The following is an 18,234-nucleotide window of genomic DNA, read 5'->3' as shown; positions in this document are numbered from 1 at the left end:
ACACCAAGAACGGGATCGGGCACATGTACACGGCGTGCTCGGCGACGTATGCCCCGACCCACGCGTCCCGAGGCTCTAGATACACCGCCAGGCGGCCGCTGCGGAACCGTTGGTTGGCGACGCGACCAGCTCGGCCGCAGACCGCCGCAGCCGCGCCGCGAACACCGTTCAGCACACGCCGGGCCTTGCCGCTGCTGCACATTGAACCTCACCTTGCTCGAATCACTGCTTCGGGGTTATGGCGCCGCACCGATGAGCCGCGTCCGCGGTCACCCAGTCGCCGAGCCCGGCCCGCCGCAGCGCCTTCACCGCATCCGCGGCGCGGGTGACGGGGAACTCACGCAGCCGGATCCACCGCCCGACGTTGGGGTCCTGCCCGGGCACCAGCCATGTCGGCACGCCGCACAGCACGGCCTTGAGGGTCATGTCGACGGTGCCGCCGGTGCCGGTCTGCGGCCGGAACCACTCGTGGCATGCCACCACCAGCCGCGGTTGCTTGGCCAGCATCGCGGTGTTGCGTTCCGGGCCGGCGGCCCGCCACGACCTCGGCCGGATCTTCTTCTCCCGCGTCCAGTTCACCGGATGGCATAGGTGGTGGTCCTCACCGAGCCCGTTCACCAAGCACCAGTCGTGCGCGGCCTCGTCTGCGCCGGTGCAGGCGCCCTCGATGACAACGAGCTCATTGCCGTACCGGGCGTGGAGACGGTCCAAGATGATGTGGACGGTCGCCGTCCACGGGAAGGTGCGGCCGCCGCACACCAGCACCCGGGGGTCGTCCAAGGTCAGCATTACCCGCCCCCGCCCCACACGCCCCCGGACGGTTCCCACACGACGGGGTCCAGATCGCCGCGCTGGTACAGCGGGTGAACGGGATGCCCGCCTTTCCCGGACCGCAGGCACACCACCCGGACCCCGACCAGGTTGTGTAGGATCCGCGCGACGTGCGGGGCACGGCCGCAGAGCATCGGCCACCGGCCCGTGCCCCACGCCGCGACCACGACCGGCACACCGTCCCACTGGCCGGCCAGCCACGCGTCGTTCCCTGAGCCGACAGGGTCGGCCGCTGCAGTGAGATCGGCCGGGCGAGTCGCGCGGAAGGCGAACAGATTCCGCACCACGATCCCACCGAACCCCCACGTGCGCGCGTACCCAACACAGCGGCGGATCGTCGGGTCGTCGATGGCGGCGTCAGCGGTCGACGGATTCAACATGACCCACCCGCACCGCGGCCCGGACGGCGACCAAGTGCGCGTTAGGTCGTACCGGTACTGGCCAGTCGCGTCGAGTTCCGCGGTCGAGACATGCCCCGGTACCGCGAACGCCAGTTGCTCGTCCTCAGCGGTCATCGATCCGACTCCGCTTCTGTCGACTGCGATAGGCATTAAGACCGATGTACGGTCAAATATACCGGTGTACGGTCTAGAAGTACATCACTTGGGGAATTCGTGGCTTGGTGCCCTTCGGAGCGCGCCGAGCAGCAGGCGGGGGGCTTAGCTGGTCGGGAGCGAGGGGGCGAACAGGTGGCACGCCCGGTGCCGAAGGTCCTCCGCCGCGACGATTCGCGCGGCGTCGCCGGCGTTCGCGGCGACCGCACGCCACTCACCGCAGGCCGAGCAGTCCGGCGCGTAGCTCGGGATCTGGTCGAGGTGGTCGGCGACCAGGTGTCCCGCGAGTTGTTCTTGGGTCATCAGGGTGGCTGCCTGCCGTCCGCCGGCGAGGTGTGAGCGGTAGCCCTGGTACAGGTCCGCGCACACCACGCACGCGAGCAGCCACGCGGGGGGAGTGGGCAAGGGGACCATGGCCGCGACTCTACCTCCCGGACGACGAACGGCGGTCCTGGTGAGGGCCCAGGGCCTCCGCCTCACCAGCCATCGCCTCACCAGCCGACGCCTGTCCGCTGCCGGGGTGTGGCAGGCGGGCCTGCTCGTCCCAGCACGGTCGGCAGAATTGCCCGGACCTGCGGGTGGTGGCCCAGAACGGGCGCCGCTCTCCGCATCCACTGCAGGTGATCGGGCGGCCGAGGTGCCGGACGGTGACACCCTTGGTGTGCAGGCCACGCTCGACGAGGAACCCGGCGAGCCACTCGGCCTCGTCCCGGTCATCGCAGGTGATGTAGAGCAGCGCGCCGGGCGGGGCGATGAATAGGTGGAGGGTGCGCGCGGCGATGCCGGGGAGGCCGGAGTGCAGCACCCACCAGCCCATCGCGGCCCGGTCCTGCGCGCCGATCGAGTTCAGGAGGATCTCGTCGATTTCGACGGCCCACTCCAGGAGGTCCTCAGGTTCGAACAGTGCCAGAGTCTCAGACATGGGCGGTCTCCTGGCTGGCTGTTGCTGCTCTGGCGCGCCGCCGGATCAGCGACGACGTGGTCTGCTGAGCCCGGCCCGGAACCTGAGCTCGGCGGTCTCGCCACCCGCGCCGGGGGGTCTCGCCTTCCAGCCACAAGGCATGGAACCGGATCCGGGCGCACCGCACCCGCCGGTAGAACGTGTTGTATTTCAGGCCGAGCATGTCCGCAGCTCCTTGGTAGCTGCCGGTGGCCGCCAGCGTCGTCAGCGCTTCCTGTTCAGTGGGCTGCAGCTGTTCGAAGATCTGCCGGAGCGCGGTCCGCTCGACGACGGCGTCTTCCGGGCTGGCGGTGTGCCGCGCCACCGTCGTCCAGTAGGCGTGGAACCGCGGCATGTCGGTGCGGCGTGCCTCCGACCGGTACCGGGGGATGCCGTTGTCTTCAAGGGTCCAGCGCGTGAGCGCGTCGGCTGCCTGTTTCGCCGCGCTGATGAGGGTGTTGCGGTGGGGCCGCTCGGCGGCGGTCAGCAGTGTTTCGACGGCGGCGTGCCAGCCGCACGCGTACCGTTCGTCAGCGTCCCGGCCCTGATACATCGCCCGCCACGTGATGGCGATACGGGTGATGTGATCAAGGTCGCGTAGCGTGTACCCGTACCGGACATTGCCAGCTGGGGCCTCGCCGTCATCCGCGCAGGCGGTGGCGGTGGTGTCAGCAGCGCTGTGCAGTGCCACACCTGGCGGATAGTAGGTCAGTTGAGTCACGGGCCAGTTCCTTCCGCAGCGGCGCTGTCGCTGCCGAACAGGAGCACCTGGTCTGCGGGAGTGCTGGTGAGCGCATCGCGTTCGGCCCGGTTGCGTTTCCGTAGCGTGGCGGCGACCTTCGGATCGTCACCCTCGATCGGTGTGAACGCGGCGTCCGGGATCCCCTATGCCAGCAGCGCCGGGGTGGTTCCGAGCAGGGCGTTGCCGTGCTTGATCCGGTGATCCAGGAGCGGGTTCGGTGCGTTCTGGGCGGCGGCCTCGGCGGACAGGCACAGGCGGGTCAGGTCGACCGCGACAGGGTTGAGGTCTACGCCGTAGATCTGGTTCGTGGCGACGTCGCGGCGGGCCCGCTCCCGCTCGCCAGTGGACGGCTCCTGCCTGGCGGCGCGGACGGCGGCGACCCGGGTGGCGATGCGGCGGGACGCGCGCACCAGGAACACCCCGGCGCCGCACGAGGGGTCGCACACCGTCAACTCCAGCAGCGCCCGCTCCGGATCGGGGGCCTTCACGGCCTCCTCGATGAGCGGATCCAATGTCGAGTCCAGGAGCGCGTCGACCAGGGTCAGCGGCGTGTAGTACGACCCGGACGTCTTGCGGTCAGTGTGCCGCTGCTTGCTCATGGACGGCCCTTCACGGTGATCTGGGTAGCGGACGCGCACAGGCGGTGCAGCGCACACCAGTGGTGGCCGGCGAAGGTGATCCCGCCGGGCTGCAACGCCAGGGCCGCCACAATCTGGGCCAAGGCCGGGAACGCATCTTCGCCGGCGTCGCCGCCCGCGTACTGGAGGCGGTCGGCGCCCTGCGCGAGAACCCACACGTTCTCGTCCAGGAGCGCCTTACGGCCGGTGAACGGCAGGGCCAGCATCCGCTCGGCCTGCTCGTCGACGGCGTCCAGCAGCCGCTCCGCCAGGCTGGCTGCGGCGGCGCGCTCCTCGGGCTCGGCGGCGGCGTACAGGTCCCGCCACGCCTCCAGGTCACCGAGGACCGTGACGATCCGTGGGCCCACGCCGAGGCCTTCCTCCGGTCCGGTCACGTGGGACCACCGCCATCGAGGTGAAGGCCCTCAGTTTCGGAAGCAGCCCAGTCGAGGATGTAGCGTCCCGAGCCGCGCCAGCGCTCCCGGTCCATCAGCGCGGCAAGCCCGTACGTCGGCGCCTCATCGAGCCGGTACCACCGGTGGCACCAGGTGTTGCCTAGGTGTCCGTCGACGGCGCCGCGTTCGGCGGCGCCAGCGCTCGTTGAGGGGTCCGAGCACACCACCAGCGCCTCGAATGCCGGCCCGGACGCGCGCCGCCATTCCCGCAGTGTCTGTGCGACCAGCGCCAGCGACGGGCACAGCACCAGCGTGACGTCGGCGGCTATCGCAGCGGCATGCCAGCGGCCCACGAACGTCTTCCCGGTGCCGCACGCCATCCGCGTCTGCATGCGGGCGTGGCCGGCGGCGTGCCCGGCGGCGAGGGCGTCCAGCGCATTCTGTTGGTGCGGGCGCGGCTGAGGCCCTGCCGTCCACGCCTCCGCCGCGGATCTGACCTCATCGAGCAGCGCGGTCATGAGTTTTCCTTTCCAGGGAGTGGCCGCCACCGCAGGGGTCGGCGCTTTCGTCGTGTGGGGGAGTGACGCAGGCCTGCGTGGATGGCCCGCGCCAGTTCGGGCGCCGCACCATCAGGTGCCCTGAGCGGCGAACACCGCTCGCAGGCCCTCGGCGGCGTGCCGCAGGTAGGAGCCGAGCAGCGCGTTGATGTGTGCGACCGCGTCGCGGCATTCCGCGCACACCTCGTCAGGGGTCCGGCGGGTGCAGACGACGTCGGCGACGTCGGCGAGGCGGGCGCACATAAACCAGGTCCGGGACGGTGCACTGCTGAGAAACGCGCCATCGGTCAGGTGGTCGGTGGTGGGGTCAGCGATGTGCCAGACCGGATCGGGATCGTCCAGGGTCCCTGCCACGGCCTGCTGGGCGGCGTACACGACCGGCATCGCCAGCTCCACGGGAGACCAGTCCACCGGGGCCGGCGGCACCCACGTGGCGGCGGCCAGCCGCGCGGCCTCCATGCACCGAGCGTCGCGTGAACGGCCCCGCGCATTGTCGGTCGAGCCGGTCGAACCGGCGAGGTAGGCGCCTGTCACCAGGTCGGCGAATTGCCCGCCGATCTCGGTGATGAGGTCCGTGGCCGTCTGTACGATCAGCGTTTCGACCGACCCGGGCTGCCGCTGCTTCATCTTCATCAGGTGCCGTGTGGCGACGGTGGAGCAGGTCGCCACGTGCCGGGGGTAAGCCACCAGCGTCGGGTCACCGGCGTGGAGGTCCTTGCCGCGCTCGGCCTCCAAATGCATCCAGGCGAGCTGTTGCAGATTGGTGATGCCGAGCAGGGAATCCCCTACGGTGAACTGCCGGTCGAGCAGCAGATGCGGCTGCTCCCGGTCGAACGTCACCAGCCACAGCGCCACCTTCGCCAGCTGTACCGCGGGCGCGTTGATGTCCGCGCCGTGCACGCACCGCAGCACCGCCCGCCGCGCCGTGAGCAGGTCCCCATCGACGCCCTCGGTGGCCCAGGCCTCCACCACTCGGTCGGCGAGATACCGGACTGCGGCCAATGGGAACACTCCGGCACCCACCGAGATGTCACCGACGTTGAGCGCAACGATGTCCGCGGACGACTTCAGCCGCCACTTGGCACGGTCACCGGTCTGCAGAGGCCCGGGTGCGTACACCAGCGGCTCCAACGCGCCTTCCGTGACCTGCTCAGCGAGGGATCGCGGAGTGTAGACCGCGCCCGACGCGGCCTGTCCGGGCACCCGCATCTCCATGCCGCCGCCGGGCCCGGGGCAGTCCTGGTGGGAGGCGGTGCACCAGTGGCGGCCAAGTGCGGTGACCCCGCCGGGCGCCAGAGCCAGAGCCGCAAGTCCCTTCGCCAACGCCTCGGCGACCTCGGCGAGAGTGGGGTCGTCCGGCTGATCCTGCGTGTCTGACGTGCGGCGCCGACGCGGCTTCGCAGTCCGGTACCACAGCAGGTCGGCGCCGCCAGCGATAAGGTCAGCCATGTCCTCGCATGCGGCGGTGAGTTCCTCCGGTGCCCAACCCGCGATTTTCTCGACCCATGTGGGGACGGCCGCGAAGACCTCTTCCAAGGTCGCGGTCGGCTGCTCCATCACCGCTCCTCACCGATGAGTTCACGGACGGCGGCGAGGGAGAGCCCGGTCTCTTCCGCGAGCCCTTCGATGTCAGAGCCCGCTTCGACCGCGTTCATGAGCCAACGTCGGATCCAGGCGGGGTCGGTGGCGGCGCGCCACTGCAGCTCGGTCATTCCCGGCGGGGCCTGTGGCGGGGGCGGCTCCTGCCCTGCCCGCGCGGCCCGGAAATGGGTCGTGAAGACCCCGATGGCCAGCGGCGTCTGCACGTCGGGGAAGAACCGTGTCTCCTTCGGCGGCTGATGCCCTTCGGGGGACAGGTCGATGATCCAGCCCTCCCGCGCCGTGACGCGCAGGTGCTGGCGCATCCCCGCGTACGCCTCCGAGGTCAGGTACGCGGACGGGGTGATGAACGCGACCGTCCCCGCGTACTCGCGGACCTCCATCGCCTTCCACGTCGCCCACCGCCAGAAGAACGCAGCGAGGTTGGACAACTTGCTCTCGATCCGCCCGTTTCCCGGCAGCCGGAACTCGTCCATCGACGGCCGCGGCACGAGTTCCTCGGTGCCGGGCTTGCGGCGCTGCTCGATCCACGGGGCCGCGCCCTTGGCGTTGTCGCGGTAGGGCGGGTTCCCCAGGATGTACAGCGGGTCCGGGTCGGCTTCGAGGCGGTCCGCGAGGCGCTTGGGAATCTCGTCGGTGAGGGGGTCGCCGACGATGATGTTTTCGTCCATGAATTGGAAGTCGGCGGCACCGCCGGTTTCCAGCCAGCACGCTGCGCGCGCCAGATCCACTGCGACAGGGTCGACATCGACCCCGTACACGCACTGGGTCAGGACGGTCGGCATGACCGCATGCACCGCCCATGCCGGTGGCGGCGTGAGGCCAGTGCTGGCAGCGGCGTACCGGACGGCGATGTCGCGGGCCGCGGCGATGAGGAAGATCCCCGATCCGCACGCGGGATCCAAGGTCAGGACCCGCAAGGTATAGCCGGGGGCGTCGTACCCGGCCGGATAGGAGGTGATCGACAGCGCGAACCGGGCGATCTCGGCGGCCAGCGTGGTCGGGGTGTACCAGATCCCGCCGTCCGCGCGGTCCTCGTCGGAGGCCAGCCCTTCCCGGATCGCGCCGAGCTCGGCAGCCCCCCAGCTGGCCAGGTCCCCGTCGGCCAGTGCGTCGGCGACCCATTCCGGCAGTTCCACGTCGTCGTCGGGCCACGGGGCGTCCAGACCGCGGGCATCGGCGACCCGGTTCACCACCGACCGGGCGACCTGCTGCTCCTCAACTGTCACGACCGGTCACCCGGCCCGGTGGTCGCGCCGTCCTCACGTCCGGTGAGGTGGTCCAGGTCGGCGGCGGCGCGGGAGACGGTTTGGTGGAGGCGGCGGGTCACGCGGTCCACTTCTGCGGCGCGGCGCTGCAGGACGACATGGTCGCGGGTGTACTCGGCGAACGCGGTCCCGACCTCGTCGACCGACATCGTGGACAGGGCCGCCCGATGGGGCCGCGGCGGCGCCCACAGAGACAGAGTCGCCCCGAGCCCGGCCTCGAGCCGGGTAAGAAGCTCCAGGCGTTCGGCGGTATCGGGGTCGGTGTGCCGGGACGCGGCCTCGCGCTGCCGTTCCTTCAGCCGGGCGGTGACTTGTTCACGGACCAGGACGTCCCGTTTCCGGTTCAACTCGATGATCTGGGTGAGGCGGGCGTTGTCGACCCGCCGCACGATCTCGATCAGCAGCTCGATGCTGATCTCGGGGGTTTTCGTTGGTGCCGACTTGGCGACCCGGAACCGGCGGTGCCTGCGGTTGGTGGGTGGCACCATCAGCCCCCACCGGTCCGGGACCTCGGCCGGGTCGATAAGCCCGGCTGGGGCGACGACCCAGAACTGGTGGCAGTACGGCCACCACGCCTCGGCTTTGGCAGGGTCGTCGAGTTCCTTCAGCCAGTCCGACCGGGACACCTTCAGTTCGTGGACGACGATGTGCTGCCCACGCGATGGCCACACCCCGATCCGCATCAGGTCGCAGCGGCGGCTGCTGCCGGGTGCGGCGACTTCCTCGATGAGCAGTTCGGGGTCGGTGTCGCCACGCCGGTCACGGTCCTTGGCTGCGGCCGGGTTGTAGTGGGCGCGGAGCGCGGCAAGCAGTTCGGCCGTGCTCATCTTCGACGCCGGCGTCGCGATCGCCATCTGGTCACCCGCCGCCCGCTCACGCATCAGTGGTCCCCGTGCCGGGCAGGGGCGGCAGGACCCCGCCGGGCAGCTGCGTGACGACCTGGTCGAGCACGAGCGGCGGGACTTGCCAGAACATCAACGCGCCCCGGCACGGCACCGGCTCGGCGAGCGGCATCACGTCGGCGAAGGTCAGGTGGATCGTGCCGCCGTTGCGGCCAGTCGCCCATTTCGAGCAGGTGTAGCGGCCTTCGGGGTGCAGGTGCGCGAGCCGCCCGGTGCGGACGCAGGCGTGGGAGCCGTGCGACCCGATGAGCCGCGCCACCGCGACGATCTTCCCGCGGACCTGGCCGCCGGCACGGACGACGGCCGCGTCCAGGCCGGACAGCTCGACGACCATGTCGACCTGGTCGTCGTAGTTCGGGTACGGCTTCAGGCTCGCGTGGATCGCGGTCCAACCGCGCCAGTTACGGATGTTGGTGCGGTTCTCGATGTCCTTGCCGCCGTACGTGATCGCGAACGCGAACGGCTGCTGCACCGACAGGCCGCGGATCTGCGGGCGGCGCAGAGGAGGCCGCACCAGCCGCACGCCCGCGGCCGCGGTGCCTTGGAGGGTGCTGGTCATGGCGGGAGCCTCCTGGCCCGGGTCGGGGTGAGTCGCGGTCCTGGACGGGCGCTGGGCAGGGCTGGTCATGCAGCCACCTCCGCACCGGTCTTGCCCTGCTCGTCGGTCGCCAGTTCGGCGAGGATCTTGGCGCGTTCGTCGGCGCGGATCGTGTCCTCCCAGCACGCTCCGCACGCGGTCTTCCCCACCCGCCGCCGCGTGTTGTGCTTGCGGGACTCGCACAGCGTCTTGGCCTTGCCCGCGAGTGGGTGCTCAGACGCCAGGTGGTCGGGTTCCCACTTCCACGTCGCCGTCGACCCCCGCTTGCGGCGCTCGGTGCGGCGGGTGCGGCGGACGGCATCCACGGCCTCCGAAGCGGTCAGCTCGCCGGCGTGGACCTTTTCGCGGGACGTCTGGTCCAGCTGCAGGAGCGTCAGGTGGTACGACACGCTGCCCAGCGGGAAACCGGTCTGTTTGGCGATCTCGGACGCAGTCATGCCGCGATGGACCAGCGCCTCCAGCGCCTCGGCCTTCTCCATCGGGGTGAGCTGCCGGCGCTGGCAGTTCTCGATCAGCATCAGCACCAGCACGTCGGTGTCGGATAGGCCGTAGCGGATGTCGATCTCGACGCCGGTCCGGCCGGCGAGGCGCGCGGCTTCCAGGCGCCGCTCCCCGGCGATGAGCTGGAGGTGCCCGCGGCGGTTCGGGTGTGGCTGCACCACGATCCGCTCCAGGATTCCGTGGGACCGGATCGAGTCGGCGAGTTCGGCGATCTCGGCGCGGTACGCGGGAGAGGTGGTGTCTTCCCGGATGTTGGCCGGGTGCGGATGGATCAGGTCGATGTCGACCATCGAGCTGGGCATGACGTGGGCTCCTTCGAGGATTTGGGCCGCTGACCCAAAGAGACGAGGGGAGGGGGATTGTCAGGTACGGCCGGCCGCCACGGCGTTCAGCTCGCCGCGCTGCCGGGTGGCGGTGGCGCGGTGGGGTTGGTGGAGGCGGTGGCTGTCTGGAAACTCCTCCAGCCTTACACCGTTAAGGAGGTTGCCTGCGTGATGCCCGGCATACCTGCGAACTGCCGCCTGCCCCGGCGGCAGGGTCGTCCGCTCGATGCTCCACGGCTTGTGTGGCGGCCGGTGGAGCGGGTGGCCGTGCAGGTGCGCGTCGGCGGAGTAGGTGTGGGTCGCGCCGCTCTTCTCCGCCGCCGCCTTCGCCACGGCGAGCTGCTCGCCGCCGCGCCGGATGATGGCGGGGTCGATGGGGATGTGCCACGGCGCGGGCGCCCACGCACCCCATTGCTTAAAGAAGACGGGGACGCCGGCGTGCTGGGCCTGTTCGATCCCGTCGGTGAGCCAGGTGATGTGCATGGGGCGGGCGCCGTGCCCGGACTCGCCGCCGAAGATGACCCAGTCGACCCCGGTGGACATGGGGGACTGCCAGCGCCCTGGGACGCCGTAGCGGCGGCCCAGCACATCCCACACCATGTCCGGCTGCTGCTGGGAGCCGGCGGCGATGCGGGTGAGGTCGACCGGCCCGATCATCGGCTCCACGGAGATGAACCGGACCTGCGCGGGGACCCTCATCAGGACGGGGACGAACTTGTCCGCCGAGGCTTGCGATCCGGCCGACACCCCAATCCACACGTTCGGCAGCGGCCAGGTGAACGCGGCCTGCGCGGCGCGGATCCGGTCAATGCCGTCGCGGCGGATCTTCGACAGGCGCCCGGAGCGGGTGTCGGCGAGCATGTCGACCAGGGTGGGGATGAGGTGGCGGACTTTCTGCGGGAACGCGGGGTGGTTGAGGCGCCGCTCCAGCACGTGCGGGCGTTTGGTGAGGACCTGCCAGTCGTTGGTCTGGTCGGCGGCCATCATCGCGAAGATGAGCGCGAGGTCGTCGACGCCGATACCGGGGTGGCCGGGGTCGCTCATGGAGGACAGGAATGCGCGCTGACCGCCGCGGACGCCGGGGTCCAGCCACGGCAGCAGCAGCTTCGGACGGACGAGGGCGGGCGGCTCGGAAGTGAACGCTCCGGCTCCCTCGAACCGGTTTGTGTGGGTTTGGGCGTAACAGCGATCGCATTCATCGGCGACGGGTTTGCAGCGGTGGGTGAGGACGTTGGGGGTGGAGTCGGTCCATCCGATGGACGTGGTGCCGGCCATCACGCTTCCTTCCCGGACGTGGCGGGCTGGGTGCGGGAGACGCCGTACCGGTCGGCGACGGCGTGCAGGACGCCGCAGGGGGCGCCGACGGCGATGTCGAAGTCGCCCTCCCATTCCCCGGCCCACGGCCCGGCGATGACGCTGCACGCGCCGCACGCCGCTTGCGCGGCGGGAAACTCGCAGGTCCAGTCGGCGGAGTCGGGCAACTCGGCGGGCCGGTGCCCGCACCAGCTGGAGTCCTCGCCGCACTCCTCGGGCACGAGCAGCTCGGGCCGGTGCGCGGTGACGGTGCCGAGCAGCGCCACGATCCGCGGATCGGTGATTTCCTCGGCGTAGCCGGTGAGGCTGCGGGTGATGATGGCGCGGCAGATCCGGGCAGGCAGGTCGGCGTCGACGCCGAGCTCGCGTCGCAGCGCGGCCGTGGTCGCGGCGGGCGGCCCCCACGCGGCCAGCTCGGCTTCGAGGAGGTCGCGGTCCGGGGCGGCCGCGCGGGATGCGGAGTGCGTGGCGACGTGCCAGGTGCAGGTGGGGCACAGCCGCGCCCACGCCGGGGCGGTGGCGTGGGCGAAGCGGACGGGCTGCAGGAGGACCCGGGCGAGGGGCCCACCGCAGGGCGGGGCGGCGCGGCCGGGCACGATGGCGCGGTCGCTGAGGGCCTGGGCGGCGGCGGTACGGGTGACGGCGTGGCAGTCCCGCGCCCCGAGCCCGGGCGCGGCGAGTAGGTACTCCGCTGCCGGACTGGTGGTGGCGTCGCCTGGAGGGGCGGGCTCCAGCGCGGGTTGGGTGTCGGACATCAGAACTCTCCGATCGTGACGGGCAACGCTCCGGGTGTGGTGGCGGTGATGTCGGCGCTGCGGCGTAGCCACCACACGTCGGGGTTGGGGTCGGTGTCGTGGTCGGGGCACTCTCTGAGCCCGGCGGGGGGTGCGAGGCAGATGCATTTGGGGAGCCGCACCACCCAGCTGTGGGTGACGCGGCGGGTCCAGTCAGCGACGATCCAGGGGAGCCCGTCGGTGAGGGCACGGCCGGTGGTGGTGCGACAGATCCGGTTGCATGCGGCGATGAACCGCAGCGCCGCCACATGCCCGTGGGCGATCATGTGGCCGTTCTCGCCGAACCAGTCGAGCTGCACGCCGTAGGCGGTGTGCGCAAAGTGGGGCGGCACCGGGTGGAACCCGGTGGTGCGGCCGGTGGCAGTCACCCCGTCCTGGTGGCGGCGCGGTCGAGCCGCTCGCCCCCATTCGGCGGTGCCGCTCACTGCGCTGCGCCTTCCCGTGCTGTGAGCGCCGCGATGACGATCTGGGTTTGGGCGCTGAACCCGGCACCGCAGCCTGGGCAGATGCCGTATCCGTTGCGGCGGCCGCGGGTATCGACCGGTGTGGTGTGCCGGCAGCGGGTGAAAGCCTGGAAGCGGCGCCACGCGTCTGCCTCTGCGTCGGGGAACGCGGCGCCTTCCCCGCGCAGGAACGTGGCGGGGGAGGCGGGGAACGCCTCCACGTAAGCGGTCTCGTAGGACCCGTCCGGGGTGAACACCATGCCGTTCTCGCCGCCCTGCAGGACGCAGGTCGCTGGCCAGGGTTGCGCGGCGACTCGGGGGCCGCCTCGGGCGCCGATGATGCGGGGCCGCCGCAGCGCCGTCCACGGCACGGTCAGAGTGTTCCCGTCGCCGGTGGTGACGGCGACGTCGCGGAGGGCCCCGACCGGGTAGGGCGCGCGGGGCAGTTGCCGCCGCGCCGGGGCGGACGTCCGGGTGGGAGGTTCCCAGCCGAGCACGGTGACCGGGGTGCGGGCACCGTTGCGGCGCAGCACCATCAGCTGTCCGGCGAGCGGGTCCCGCCGCGCCATCCAGGTGGGGGAGCGGACACAGCGGGGGCAGGTCACAAGGTCCAGTTGCTCGCCGCCCTGGCTGGGGAATCCGGCATCTCTGAAGGGGCGGCCGCACAGCGTGGCCGGCGCGAGCTGCCGCCAGAACGGCCCGAACACGTCCGTCAGATGGTCCGGTGTCGCCTCGACGGAGACTGCGATGGCGTGGGTGAGTTGCGGCGCGGGGGTCCGCACATCGGGGATCAGCGCGGCGATCGTAGCGGGCAGGGGCCGGGTGGGGTTGGCCAACTCCAGTAGCACGTCGACGTGGCACGGCCACCACGCCTCGGTGGTGGTGGGGCGGCACCAGCACGCCAGCGGGATCTGGGCCAGGTGGGGGAGTGCGGACCACAAGACGGCGCGGCGGGCGTCCGCGTCGGGCCCGGTCCACCACCGTGACGCGGGGTTGGTCAGCCAGGACCGGAACGCGGCGACAGCGAGGATGTGGGCCGTGCGGGGGTCATTGGTGTACCCGGCGTCGATCATCTGCTGGGGGCGGAACGGGTTGCCCAGGACGGTGGGGCGGCCGGCGTACCGGACGGGCCCGGTGTAGCGGTCACCGGCGGCGGTGAAGTAGCCGCGGCGGGTACGCCGGATCCGCGGCGGGTGGCCGCTGATGTGCGGGTCAGGTGCCGGCGGCATCGGTCACTTCCCTGTGGCGTGCTGGACGGTCAGGGTGAGACGGACGTCGTCGCCGCGGTGTGCGACCGCGGCGTCGGCCTCGTCGAACACGCCGCGCAGCCGCGCCAGCGCCGACGCGTACACCGACCGGGCATGTGCGACGTCGCCGCGGGATGCGCCGGGGGCGGCGTTCAGCGTGACCGTGACCGTGATCGCGGCGACGGTGTCCTGGCTGTCGGTGGCGTCCTGCCCGTCAGGCGGGGTGGCCGACGGTGGCTGCATGGGACGGCTGGTCATCGGAATGGTCACCAGGACACTCCTTCACAAGGAGCCGGGTCGCTTACCCGGCGCATTGCCGAGTGTACACCGATATACCTTCTGATGCAGGTGCTGGCGGCGGCATCCGGTGTGTCGTTCGCCCTCGCCTACCGCAGTACAGCGCCAGACGCCCGAACTAAACCGGGCCTCTTCCAGTCATGCAATGGGGAAGCGGTGAGGTGCACTATTCGGCGGGGGAGGAACTACCCCGCGCCGGTGATGCCGATGACCTCAGCTCGGACGGGGAGAGGCGGCTGATCACGTCGCTTCCGCAAAGATGTCGAGCTGCTCGCCCTGGAGACGGGCGAGCTCGTGGCGGCGGCACGCGCGTTCCTCGGTAAGCGGTGGCGGCCCGGCCGCGAGCGGGAGAGACTCGGCTGGCTCGGCGGCGGGATTGCGGCAGGCACAGGTGCAGACCCACCCGGCGCACCGCTGGCTCTCGACCGCGTACAAGCGCAGGATTGCCCGGCCGTCCAGGGTGACGTGGCTGTCCCACCGCAGGGGCCAGCGAGGGTCTCCGCTGGTCTCGCCCTGGCAGATGCATCGGTCGCAGCGACCCATGTCGCAGGCGCCGCACCGGCGCATCTCGCACGGGCTGATCCGGTAGAGGAAACAGCCACGGCCGTCCGGGTAGGAGTCATCCATCTCGCGCATCTGCGCCGTCCAGGCATTCGCGCGGATCCACGCGGCGGCCTCGGGCGACATGATCGGCGCCGTCATGCCTCGACCTCGAAAATGTCGAGCTGGGCCTGCTCGTCGCCGTCCTCCTGGCCGTCCTCCTGGCCGTCCTGCGCGGTGGCCTGCTTGGGCTGCCCGCGGACCCCGGCGCGGCTACCGGGCGTCCCGGTCATCGCGCGCTTGAGCGCCTCGTACGTGGAGTACCCGCCGTCGGCGAGGATCCGGCAGAACATGTCCACGACCGGTGGGCCCTCGGGCGTGGTCATGCCGAGGATGCCGGGGACGTTCTCCATCACGAACGTCTGCGGGTGGATCTCCAGGATCAGCCGGGCGTAGTCGAACACCAGGCTGTTGCGCGGGTCCATCACGTCGCGCCGACCGGCCATGGAGAACCCCTGACAGGGCGGGCCGCCGATCACAGCGCCGACCTCACCGCGCTCCAGGCCGAGCGCGGTGAGGATCTCGCCGCCGGTCAGCTTCCGGACGTCGGCGATCCAGAAGTGCTCACACGGTGCGGCGCCGACGCACACCGCGCACCCGCAGCGGTCCGGGCCCCAGTGGCACGACACGCATTTGTTCGCGCCGGCGACCTCGCTGTGGGTGTCGATCGCGCGGCAGTTGCGGTGATCGGAGTTGGCGATCCACCCGGTCCCTGCGCGACCGAACCCTTCGGATGCGCCGGCCTTGACCCAGCGGCGCTGCTCGTCGCCCTGGAGCTTCTCCCAGTTCATGATCCGGTCGGGCTCGTCGATATGGACGACGGTGTCCGGGCTGCCGAGGTTGCACAGGTAGGTGGCCGCGGCCGCCAGGTCCCATTCGACCGCGGCGGCGACGTGCCAGCCGGCCTCCTTGAAGCCGAGGGAGAACCCGCCACCGCCGGCGAAGAAGTCGATCGCGATCGGCTTGGGCGCCGGCCTTGGGTGCCGCTCGGCCTGGGTGTTGGGGACCAGGAGGCCGGAGCGGCGCGCTGTCCACCGGTCCAGCGGCGGGGAGGTGAGGAGGATCATGCGATCAATCCGTTCGCGTACCCGTACCGGGCCAGGCCGCGGTAGGCGGAGGCCAGGTCGGTGGGGATCTTCGTCTCGTCAATCCAGGTGAACCCGTCGGGGTCAGTGCGGACGGCGCCGAGCTGGTGGAGCATGGCGTTCATCCGGTCGAGGTCCCGACCGAAGAAGTCGATCGGTCCGGGTGCGGCTGGTTCGGCGGCGATGTCGGTGGCGGCCGGGTCGCCCCACCAACACGAGGTCGTCACGGCACGCTCACCCCGTCACCCCAGGTGCTCGCGGACAGCCGAAGGCGCGGTGTTGCCTCCAGCTTGGTGATCGCGTCGGTGCACATCGCCTGCACCGCCCGCCATGCCGCGATCCGCTCGGGCCAGCCGGGATGCGCGTGGTCCCCGGTGATGTAGGACGGGTGCCACCCCTCCGGGTCCGGCCACAGCTCGTGCGGCCGCATCCGCTCTCGCCACGCCGGCTCGGCCAGTGACCCTGACCAGCTGACGATCGCGGGTCGGCGCGGGTCGGCGCCGATCAGGCCGGCCAGCTCGTCCCAGGCGAGGCGAGAGGTGAGCTTGTGCGGCCACCCACGGCCCGATCGCTCGCCTACTCGCTCGAAATGCAGTCCGTCCTGGCGGATGCCGTACCACCACGCTCCAGACCGGCTCACGTTCAGTCCCGCGCGGGAACGCCATTCCCGCAGGTGCACAACGGCCTCGAGCGCCTCGGGCACGACGTCGCGCAGGGCAGTCAGGCCGCCGACCCGGCGACAGACCTCGGGGTCGCCACCGAACAGGTCGAGCTGCACACCGGCGCCGGTCATCACACGCCCTGCCGGGCAGCAGCGAGCTCCCGCAGTTCCTGCTGATAGCGGCGGGACTCGGCATCCCACAGCGTCTCCCACGCCGCGTCGGCGGCCGCGGCGATACTGGCGGCCTGCCCTTCAGGCACCTTGCCGCTGGCGACCAACTCCTGCGCGGTCTCCCTCAGCTGCCTGATGAACGATTCCAGCAACGCAAAGCCCGCCCCGTCATCGGCGGCGGCGAGGAAATCCTCCGCGAGGCCACAGCGGTCTTCGTGGGTACGCGCACCCACCGCCGTCATCGAGCTGCGGCCGCACCCGACACAGCTGTAAGCCTGCTTTCCGAACTGCATCAATGGTCACCTTCCTGAAGGGGCGGGAACGCTGATCCCGCCTCGATGCGGCACCTCCCGCGACACTCCCAAGGGGGCCACCGCCCTCCTACTGTAACCCGGCCGCATAGGAATACCGGTGTACGCTTTAAAGGTCTCGTGGACACAGCGAATCCCAGCTGCTGGACCAGCTGCCGCGGCGATGATCACCAAGACGACGGACAGGCCGATGACCATGCCTGACCGCTGCGATCGCGCGTCACGGCGGCCGGCCCCAAAGGGGCATACCATCGGCCAGCTCGCCGCCGCACAGCCAATAGACTCCGACAGCAGCAGGGCGGCCCTTCCCCGTCGCCACGGTGACGAGTGGGGGAGAGGCCGATGCGCGTCTACGTGGAGCTGCCACCCGAGTGGGGACCCGGCCAGGTGATCCTCGCAGCGTGGATCCGCGCCGGATACCACGTCGACGAGGTCCGATCCCTCGGAACCGGCGAGCGCCGCATGGTCGTGCACGGTGGCTCCGCCGCACGCGGCGCAACCGCGATGTCGCCGACCAACGCCCAGGACCAGACCCGTAAATAGGCAGCGTATGGTTGGCGGGAAACACCGAAGGGCCCCTTGCGGGGCCCTTCGGGCGTGGTGAACATGTTTCAGTTCTTCGGCGGCTACTAGGAGCCGCCCCATCGGCGACGCCACGACACCACCTTGCTTCTAGGTTAGCGAGAACCTTGCCGGCTGGTGGCCGATCAGGCGTGACCAGTGATGTTCCCTTCCAGGACGCGGGCCGCTCACCGACCTCTCGGGGGTGGGCACCGGTCAAGCACCGAGGGGTCAAGCGTGAGCCCCTGACCAAACGGCAGTGGCCCGGAACCATCCGGTCCCGGGCCACAACCACTCCGAAGCGACAAGCGGCTACCCACCGGCACCCACCCGAACCCCCTCATCGAGAACAGCCTCGATCTCCTCCAACTCGTCGGCCGTCACGGTCACCAGCAGCCGGGTCAGCGCCAGCCACCGCACCCACACCAACTCCAGCCCCGGCCGGTCCCGCCACTGCCCATCCGTCACCTGCCCGCGGGCGAAGGCCAAAGACCGCTGCGCAAGATTCTCCACCTCGGCGGGCCCAGCCCACCGCGTCGCGGTGTACCGCCCGGGGTCAACGCGCATGCGGCCGGTGGCCAGCGCCCGGTACAACGTCCAGTGGTGCCCCGCCCCCAAAGGGCCGTCACCAGGGGCGCACCGGTCCGGCCGCCACTCGACCGCCACCTTGATCAGTTCGGTGACGAACAAGCCGACCTCCTCCCGGACCTCGGACCGCGCAGCATCGTCCGGGCTGGAGCGCGTGTCGTAGACGTGCCCGGCGATAGGGGCCGCGCCGGCGCCGTCGGCGCGGTCGCCGAGCAGGACACGTCCGCACCGGTCAGTGATGATCACGCCGACGGTGCGGCCGTCGCATTGCTTGCGGACCGTGGGGGAGGGGGCGGGGGAAGGCACCGGATCAGTCCTTTCAGGCACGTCAGGTG

Annotated in this window: 25 protein-coding genes; 1 reads left to right on the top strand and 24 read right to left on the bottom strand. The window is 70.9% G+C overall.

Features of this window, described 5'->3' with window-relative positions:
* Positions 1 to 222: 222 nt before the first annotated feature.
* The 23 genes from ACTWPP_RS28330 to ACTWPP_RS28220 form a co-directional block, all read right to left on the bottom strand.
* The gene (locus ACTWPP_RS28330) at positions 223 to 789 is read right to left on the bottom strand and encodes an SLOG family protein (protein ID WP_443107436.1); all 567 of its coding nucleotides are present in this window, start codon (positions 787 to 789) and stop codon (positions 223 to 225) included.
* Positions 789 to 1,346, bottom strand: a complete 558-nt coding sequence (locus ACTWPP_RS28325; RefSeq protein ID WP_443107435.1) for a DUF1643 domain-containing protein — start codon at positions 1,344 to 1,346, stop codon at positions 789 to 791. Before ACTWPP_RS28325 ends, ACTWPP_RS28330 begins: the two co-directional genes overlap by 1 nt.
* Positions 1,347 to 1,490: 144 nt before the next feature.
* Positions 1,491 to 1,799, bottom strand: a complete 309-nt coding sequence (locus tag ACTWPP_RS28320; RefSeq protein ID WP_443107434.1) for a hypothetical protein — start codon at positions 1,797 to 1,799, stop codon at positions 1,491 to 1,493.
* Positions 1,800 to 1,809: 10 nt separating this feature from the next.
* Positions 1,810 to 2,307 (bottom strand): hypothetical protein, encoded by a 498-nt coding sequence (locus ACTWPP_RS28315; protein ID WP_443107433.1) that lies wholly within the window; start codon positions 2,305 to 2,307, stop codon positions 1,810 to 1,812.
* On the bottom strand, positions 2,300 to 3,046 hold the full coding sequence (locus ACTWPP_RS28310; protein WP_443107432.1) for a hypothetical protein: 747 nt from the start codon (positions 3,044 to 3,046) through the stop codon (positions 2,300 to 2,302). The genes ACTWPP_RS28315 and ACTWPP_RS28310 overlap by 8 nt, the downstream gene beginning before the upstream one ends.
* 164 nt (positions 3,047 to 3,210) lie before the next feature.
* Positions 3,211 to 3,666 carry a DNA methyltransferase gene (locus ACTWPP_RS28305; RefSeq protein ID WP_443107431.1) on the bottom strand — a complete coding sequence of 152 codons (456 nt, stop codon included), beginning with the start codon at positions 3,664 to 3,666 and terminating at the stop codon, positions 3,211 to 3,213.
* Positions 3,663 to 4,052 (bottom strand): hypothetical protein, encoded by a 390-nt coding sequence (locus ACTWPP_RS28300; RefSeq protein ID WP_443107430.1) that lies wholly within the window; start codon positions 4,050 to 4,052, stop codon positions 3,663 to 3,665. Before ACTWPP_RS28300 ends, ACTWPP_RS28305 begins: the two co-directional genes overlap by 4 nt.
* A 23-nt stretch (positions 4,053 to 4,075) precedes the next feature.
* Positions 4,076 to 4,597, bottom strand: coding sequence for a DEAD/DEAH box helicase family protein (locus ACTWPP_RS28295; protein WP_443107429.1), 522 nt, complete (start codon positions 4,595 to 4,597; stop codon positions 4,076 to 4,078).
* Positions 4,598 to 4,708: 111 nt separating this feature from the next.
* Complete coding sequence (locus ACTWPP_RS28290; protein WP_443107428.1) at positions 4,709 to 6,193, bottom strand: hypothetical protein; 1,485 nt, start codon at positions 6,191 to 6,193, stop codon at positions 4,709 to 4,711.
* Positions 6,193 to 7,464: an Eco57I restriction-modification methylase domain-containing protein gene (locus ACTWPP_RS28285; RefSeq protein ID WP_443107427.1), complete on the bottom strand. Its 1,272-nt coding sequence runs from the start codon at positions 7,462 to 7,464 to the stop codon at positions 6,193 to 6,195. Before ACTWPP_RS28285 ends, ACTWPP_RS28290 begins: the two co-directional genes overlap by 1 nt.
* Positions 7,461 to 8,384, bottom strand: a complete 924-nt coding sequence (locus ACTWPP_RS28280) for a hypothetical protein (protein WP_443107426.1) — start codon at positions 8,382 to 8,384, stop codon at positions 7,461 to 7,463. Before ACTWPP_RS28280 ends, ACTWPP_RS28285 begins: the two co-directional genes overlap by 4 nt.
* Positions 8,377 to 9,033 (bottom strand): hypothetical protein, encoded by a 657-nt coding sequence (locus ACTWPP_RS28275; protein WP_443107425.1) that lies wholly within the window; start codon positions 9,031 to 9,033, stop codon positions 8,377 to 8,379. Before ACTWPP_RS28275 ends, ACTWPP_RS28280 begins: the two co-directional genes overlap by 8 nt.
* Complete coding sequence (locus ACTWPP_RS28270) at positions 9,030 to 9,806, bottom strand: ParB/RepB/Spo0J family partition protein (RefSeq protein ID WP_443107424.1); 777 nt, start codon at positions 9,804 to 9,806, stop codon at positions 9,030 to 9,032. The genes ACTWPP_RS28275 and ACTWPP_RS28270 overlap by 4 nt, the downstream gene beginning before the upstream one ends.
* A 60-nt stretch (positions 9,807 to 9,866) precedes the next feature.
* A complete protein-coding gene (locus ACTWPP_RS28265) occupies positions 9,867 to 11,102 on the bottom strand; it encodes a DUF5131 family protein (RefSeq protein ID WP_443107422.1) in 1,236 nt (411 codons plus the stop codon).
* A complete protein-coding gene (locus ACTWPP_RS28260) occupies positions 11,102 to 11,896 on the bottom strand; it encodes a hypothetical protein (RefSeq protein WP_443107421.1) in 795 nt (264 codons plus the stop codon). Before ACTWPP_RS28260 ends, ACTWPP_RS28265 begins: the two co-directional genes overlap by 1 nt.
* Positions 11,896 to 12,303 carry a hypothetical protein gene (locus ACTWPP_RS28255; protein ID WP_443107420.1) on the bottom strand — a complete coding sequence of 136 codons (408 nt, stop codon included), beginning with the start codon at positions 12,301 to 12,303 and terminating at the stop codon, positions 11,896 to 11,898. The genes ACTWPP_RS28260 and ACTWPP_RS28255 overlap by 1 nt, the downstream gene beginning before the upstream one ends.
* A gap of 53 nt (positions 12,304 to 12,356) precedes the next feature.
* Positions 12,357 to 13,607 (bottom strand): DUF4326 domain-containing protein, encoded by a 1,251-nt coding sequence (locus ACTWPP_RS28250; protein WP_443107419.1) that lies wholly within the window; start codon positions 13,605 to 13,607, stop codon positions 12,357 to 12,359.
* A gap of 3 nt (positions 13,608 to 13,610) precedes the next feature.
* On the bottom strand, positions 13,611 to 13,895 hold the full coding sequence (locus tag ACTWPP_RS28245; protein ID WP_443107418.1) for a hypothetical protein: 285 nt from the start codon (positions 13,893 to 13,895) through the stop codon (positions 13,611 to 13,613).
* Between the two features lie 267 nt (positions 13,896 to 14,162).
* A complete protein-coding gene (locus tag ACTWPP_RS28240) occupies positions 14,163 to 14,624 on the bottom strand; it encodes a DUF6248 family natural product biosynthesis protein (protein ID WP_443107417.1) in 462 nt (153 codons plus the stop codon).
* Positions 14,621 to 15,589: a DNA cytosine methyltransferase gene (locus tag ACTWPP_RS28235; protein WP_443107416.1), complete on the bottom strand. Its 969-nt coding sequence runs from the start codon at positions 15,587 to 15,589 to the stop codon at positions 14,621 to 14,623. Before ACTWPP_RS28235 ends, ACTWPP_RS28240 begins: the two co-directional genes overlap by 4 nt.
* Entirely contained in the window at positions 15,586 to 15,834 is a 249-nt protein-coding gene (locus ACTWPP_RS28230) for a hypothetical protein (RefSeq protein WP_443107415.1), read from the bottom strand. Before ACTWPP_RS28230 ends, ACTWPP_RS28235 begins: the two co-directional genes overlap by 4 nt.
* Positions 15,831 to 16,400, bottom strand: coding sequence for a hypothetical protein (locus ACTWPP_RS28225; protein WP_443107414.1), 570 nt, complete (start codon positions 16,398 to 16,400; stop codon positions 15,831 to 15,833). Before ACTWPP_RS28225 ends, ACTWPP_RS28230 begins: the two co-directional genes overlap by 4 nt.
* Entirely contained in the window at positions 16,400 to 16,732 is a 333-nt protein-coding gene (locus ACTWPP_RS28220; RefSeq protein WP_443107413.1) for a hypothetical protein, read from the bottom strand. The genes ACTWPP_RS28225 and ACTWPP_RS28220 overlap by 1 nt, the downstream gene beginning before the upstream one ends.
* 360 nt (positions 16,733 to 17,092) lie before the next feature.
* On the opposite strand from ACTWPP_RS28220, the gene ACTWPP_RS28215 reads away from it, so the two are divergent.
* The gene (locus tag ACTWPP_RS28215; protein WP_443107412.1) at positions 17,093 to 17,293 is read left to right on the top strand and encodes a hypothetical protein; all 201 of its coding nucleotides are present in this window, start codon (positions 17,093 to 17,095) and stop codon (positions 17,291 to 17,293) included.
* 330 nt (positions 17,294 to 17,623) lie between these two features.
* Here ACTWPP_RS28215 and ACTWPP_RS28210 read toward each other — a convergent pair whose 3' ends face one another.
* Positions 17,624 to 18,205: an NUDIX hydrolase gene (locus tag ACTWPP_RS28210; RefSeq protein WP_443107411.1), complete on the bottom strand. Its 582-nt coding sequence runs from the start codon at positions 18,203 to 18,205 to the stop codon at positions 17,624 to 17,626.
* Positions 18,206 to 18,234: the final 29 nt, after the last annotated feature.

The organism is Actinomadura sp. 3N407, from assembly GCF_052245875.1.
Classification (GTDB): domain Bacteria; phylum Actinomycetota; class Actinomycetes; order Streptosporangiales; family Streptosporangiaceae; genus Spirillospora.
This window is presented reverse-complemented; position numbering and strand designations above follow the sequence as displayed.

Excerpts from the sequence above, each read along its gene's own strand:
- ACTWPP_RS28330 (WP_443107436.1), bottom strand. The coding sequence starts at position 789 with ATGCTGACCTTGGACGACCCCCGGGTGCTGGTGTGCGGCGGCCGCACC.
- ACTWPP_RS28325 (WP_443107435.1), bottom strand. The coding sequence starts at position 1,346 with ATGACCGCTGAGGACGAGCAACTGGCGTTCGCGGTACCGGGGCATGTC.
- ACTWPP_RS28320 (WP_443107434.1), bottom strand. The coding sequence starts at position 1,799 with ATGGTCCCCTTGCCCACTCCCCCCGCGTGGCTGCTCGCGTGCGTGGTG.
- ACTWPP_RS28315 (WP_443107433.1), bottom strand. The coding sequence starts at position 2,307 with ATGTCTGAGACTCTGGCACTGTTCGAACCTGAGGACCTCCTGGAGTGG.
- ACTWPP_RS28305 (WP_443107431.1), bottom strand. The coding sequence starts at position 3,666 with ATGAGCAAGCAGCGGCACACTGACCGCAAGACGTCCGGGTCGTACTAC.
- ACTWPP_RS28295 (WP_443107429.1), bottom strand. The coding sequence starts at position 4,597 with ATGACCGCGCTGCTCGATGAGGTCAGATCCGCGGCGGAGGCGTGGACG.
- ACTWPP_RS28290 (WP_443107428.1), bottom strand. The coding sequence starts at position 6,193 with ATGGAGCAGCCGACCGCGACCTTGGAAGAGGTCTTCGCGGCCGTCCCC.
- ACTWPP_RS28280 (WP_443107426.1), bottom strand. The coding sequence starts at position 8,384 with ATGCGTGAGCGGGCGGCGGGTGACCAGATGGCGATCGCGACGCCGGCG.
- ACTWPP_RS28275 (WP_443107425.1), bottom strand. The coding sequence starts at position 9,033 with ATGACCAGCCCTGCCCAGCGCCCGTCCAGGACCGCGACTCACCCCGAC.
- ACTWPP_RS28270 (WP_443107424.1), bottom strand. The coding sequence starts at position 9,806 with ATGCCCAGCTCGATGGTCGACATCGACCTGATCCATCCGCACCCGGCC.
- ACTWPP_RS28265 (WP_443107422.1), bottom strand. The coding sequence starts at position 11,102 with ATGGCCGGCACCACGTCCATCGGATGGACCGACTCCACCCCCAACGTC.
- ACTWPP_RS28260 (WP_443107421.1), bottom strand. The coding sequence starts at position 11,896 with ATGTCCGACACCCAACCCGCGCTGGAGCCCGCCCCTCCAGGCGACGCC.
- ACTWPP_RS28250 (WP_443107419.1), bottom strand. The coding sequence starts at position 13,607 with ATGCCGCCGGCACCTGACCCGCACATCAGCGGCCACCCGCCGCGGATC.
- ACTWPP_RS28240 (WP_443107417.1), bottom strand. The coding sequence starts at position 14,624 with ATGACGGCGCCGATCATGTCGCCCGAGGCCGCCGCGTGGATCCGCGCG.
- ACTWPP_RS28235 (WP_443107416.1), bottom strand. The coding sequence starts at position 15,589 with ATGATCCTCCTCACCTCCCCGCCGCTGGACCGGTGGACAGCGCGCCGC.
- ACTWPP_RS28225 (WP_443107414.1), bottom strand. The coding sequence starts at position 16,400 with ATGACCGGCGCCGGTGTGCAGCTCGACCTGTTCGGTGGCGACCCCGAG.
- ACTWPP_RS28220 (WP_443107413.1), bottom strand. The coding sequence starts at position 16,732 with ATGCAGTTCGGAAAGCAGGCTTACAGCTGTGTCGGGTGCGGCCGCAGC.
- ACTWPP_RS28215 (WP_443107412.1), top strand. The coding sequence starts at position 17,093 with ATGCGCGTCTACGTGGAGCTGCCACCCGAGTGGGGACCCGGCCAGGTG.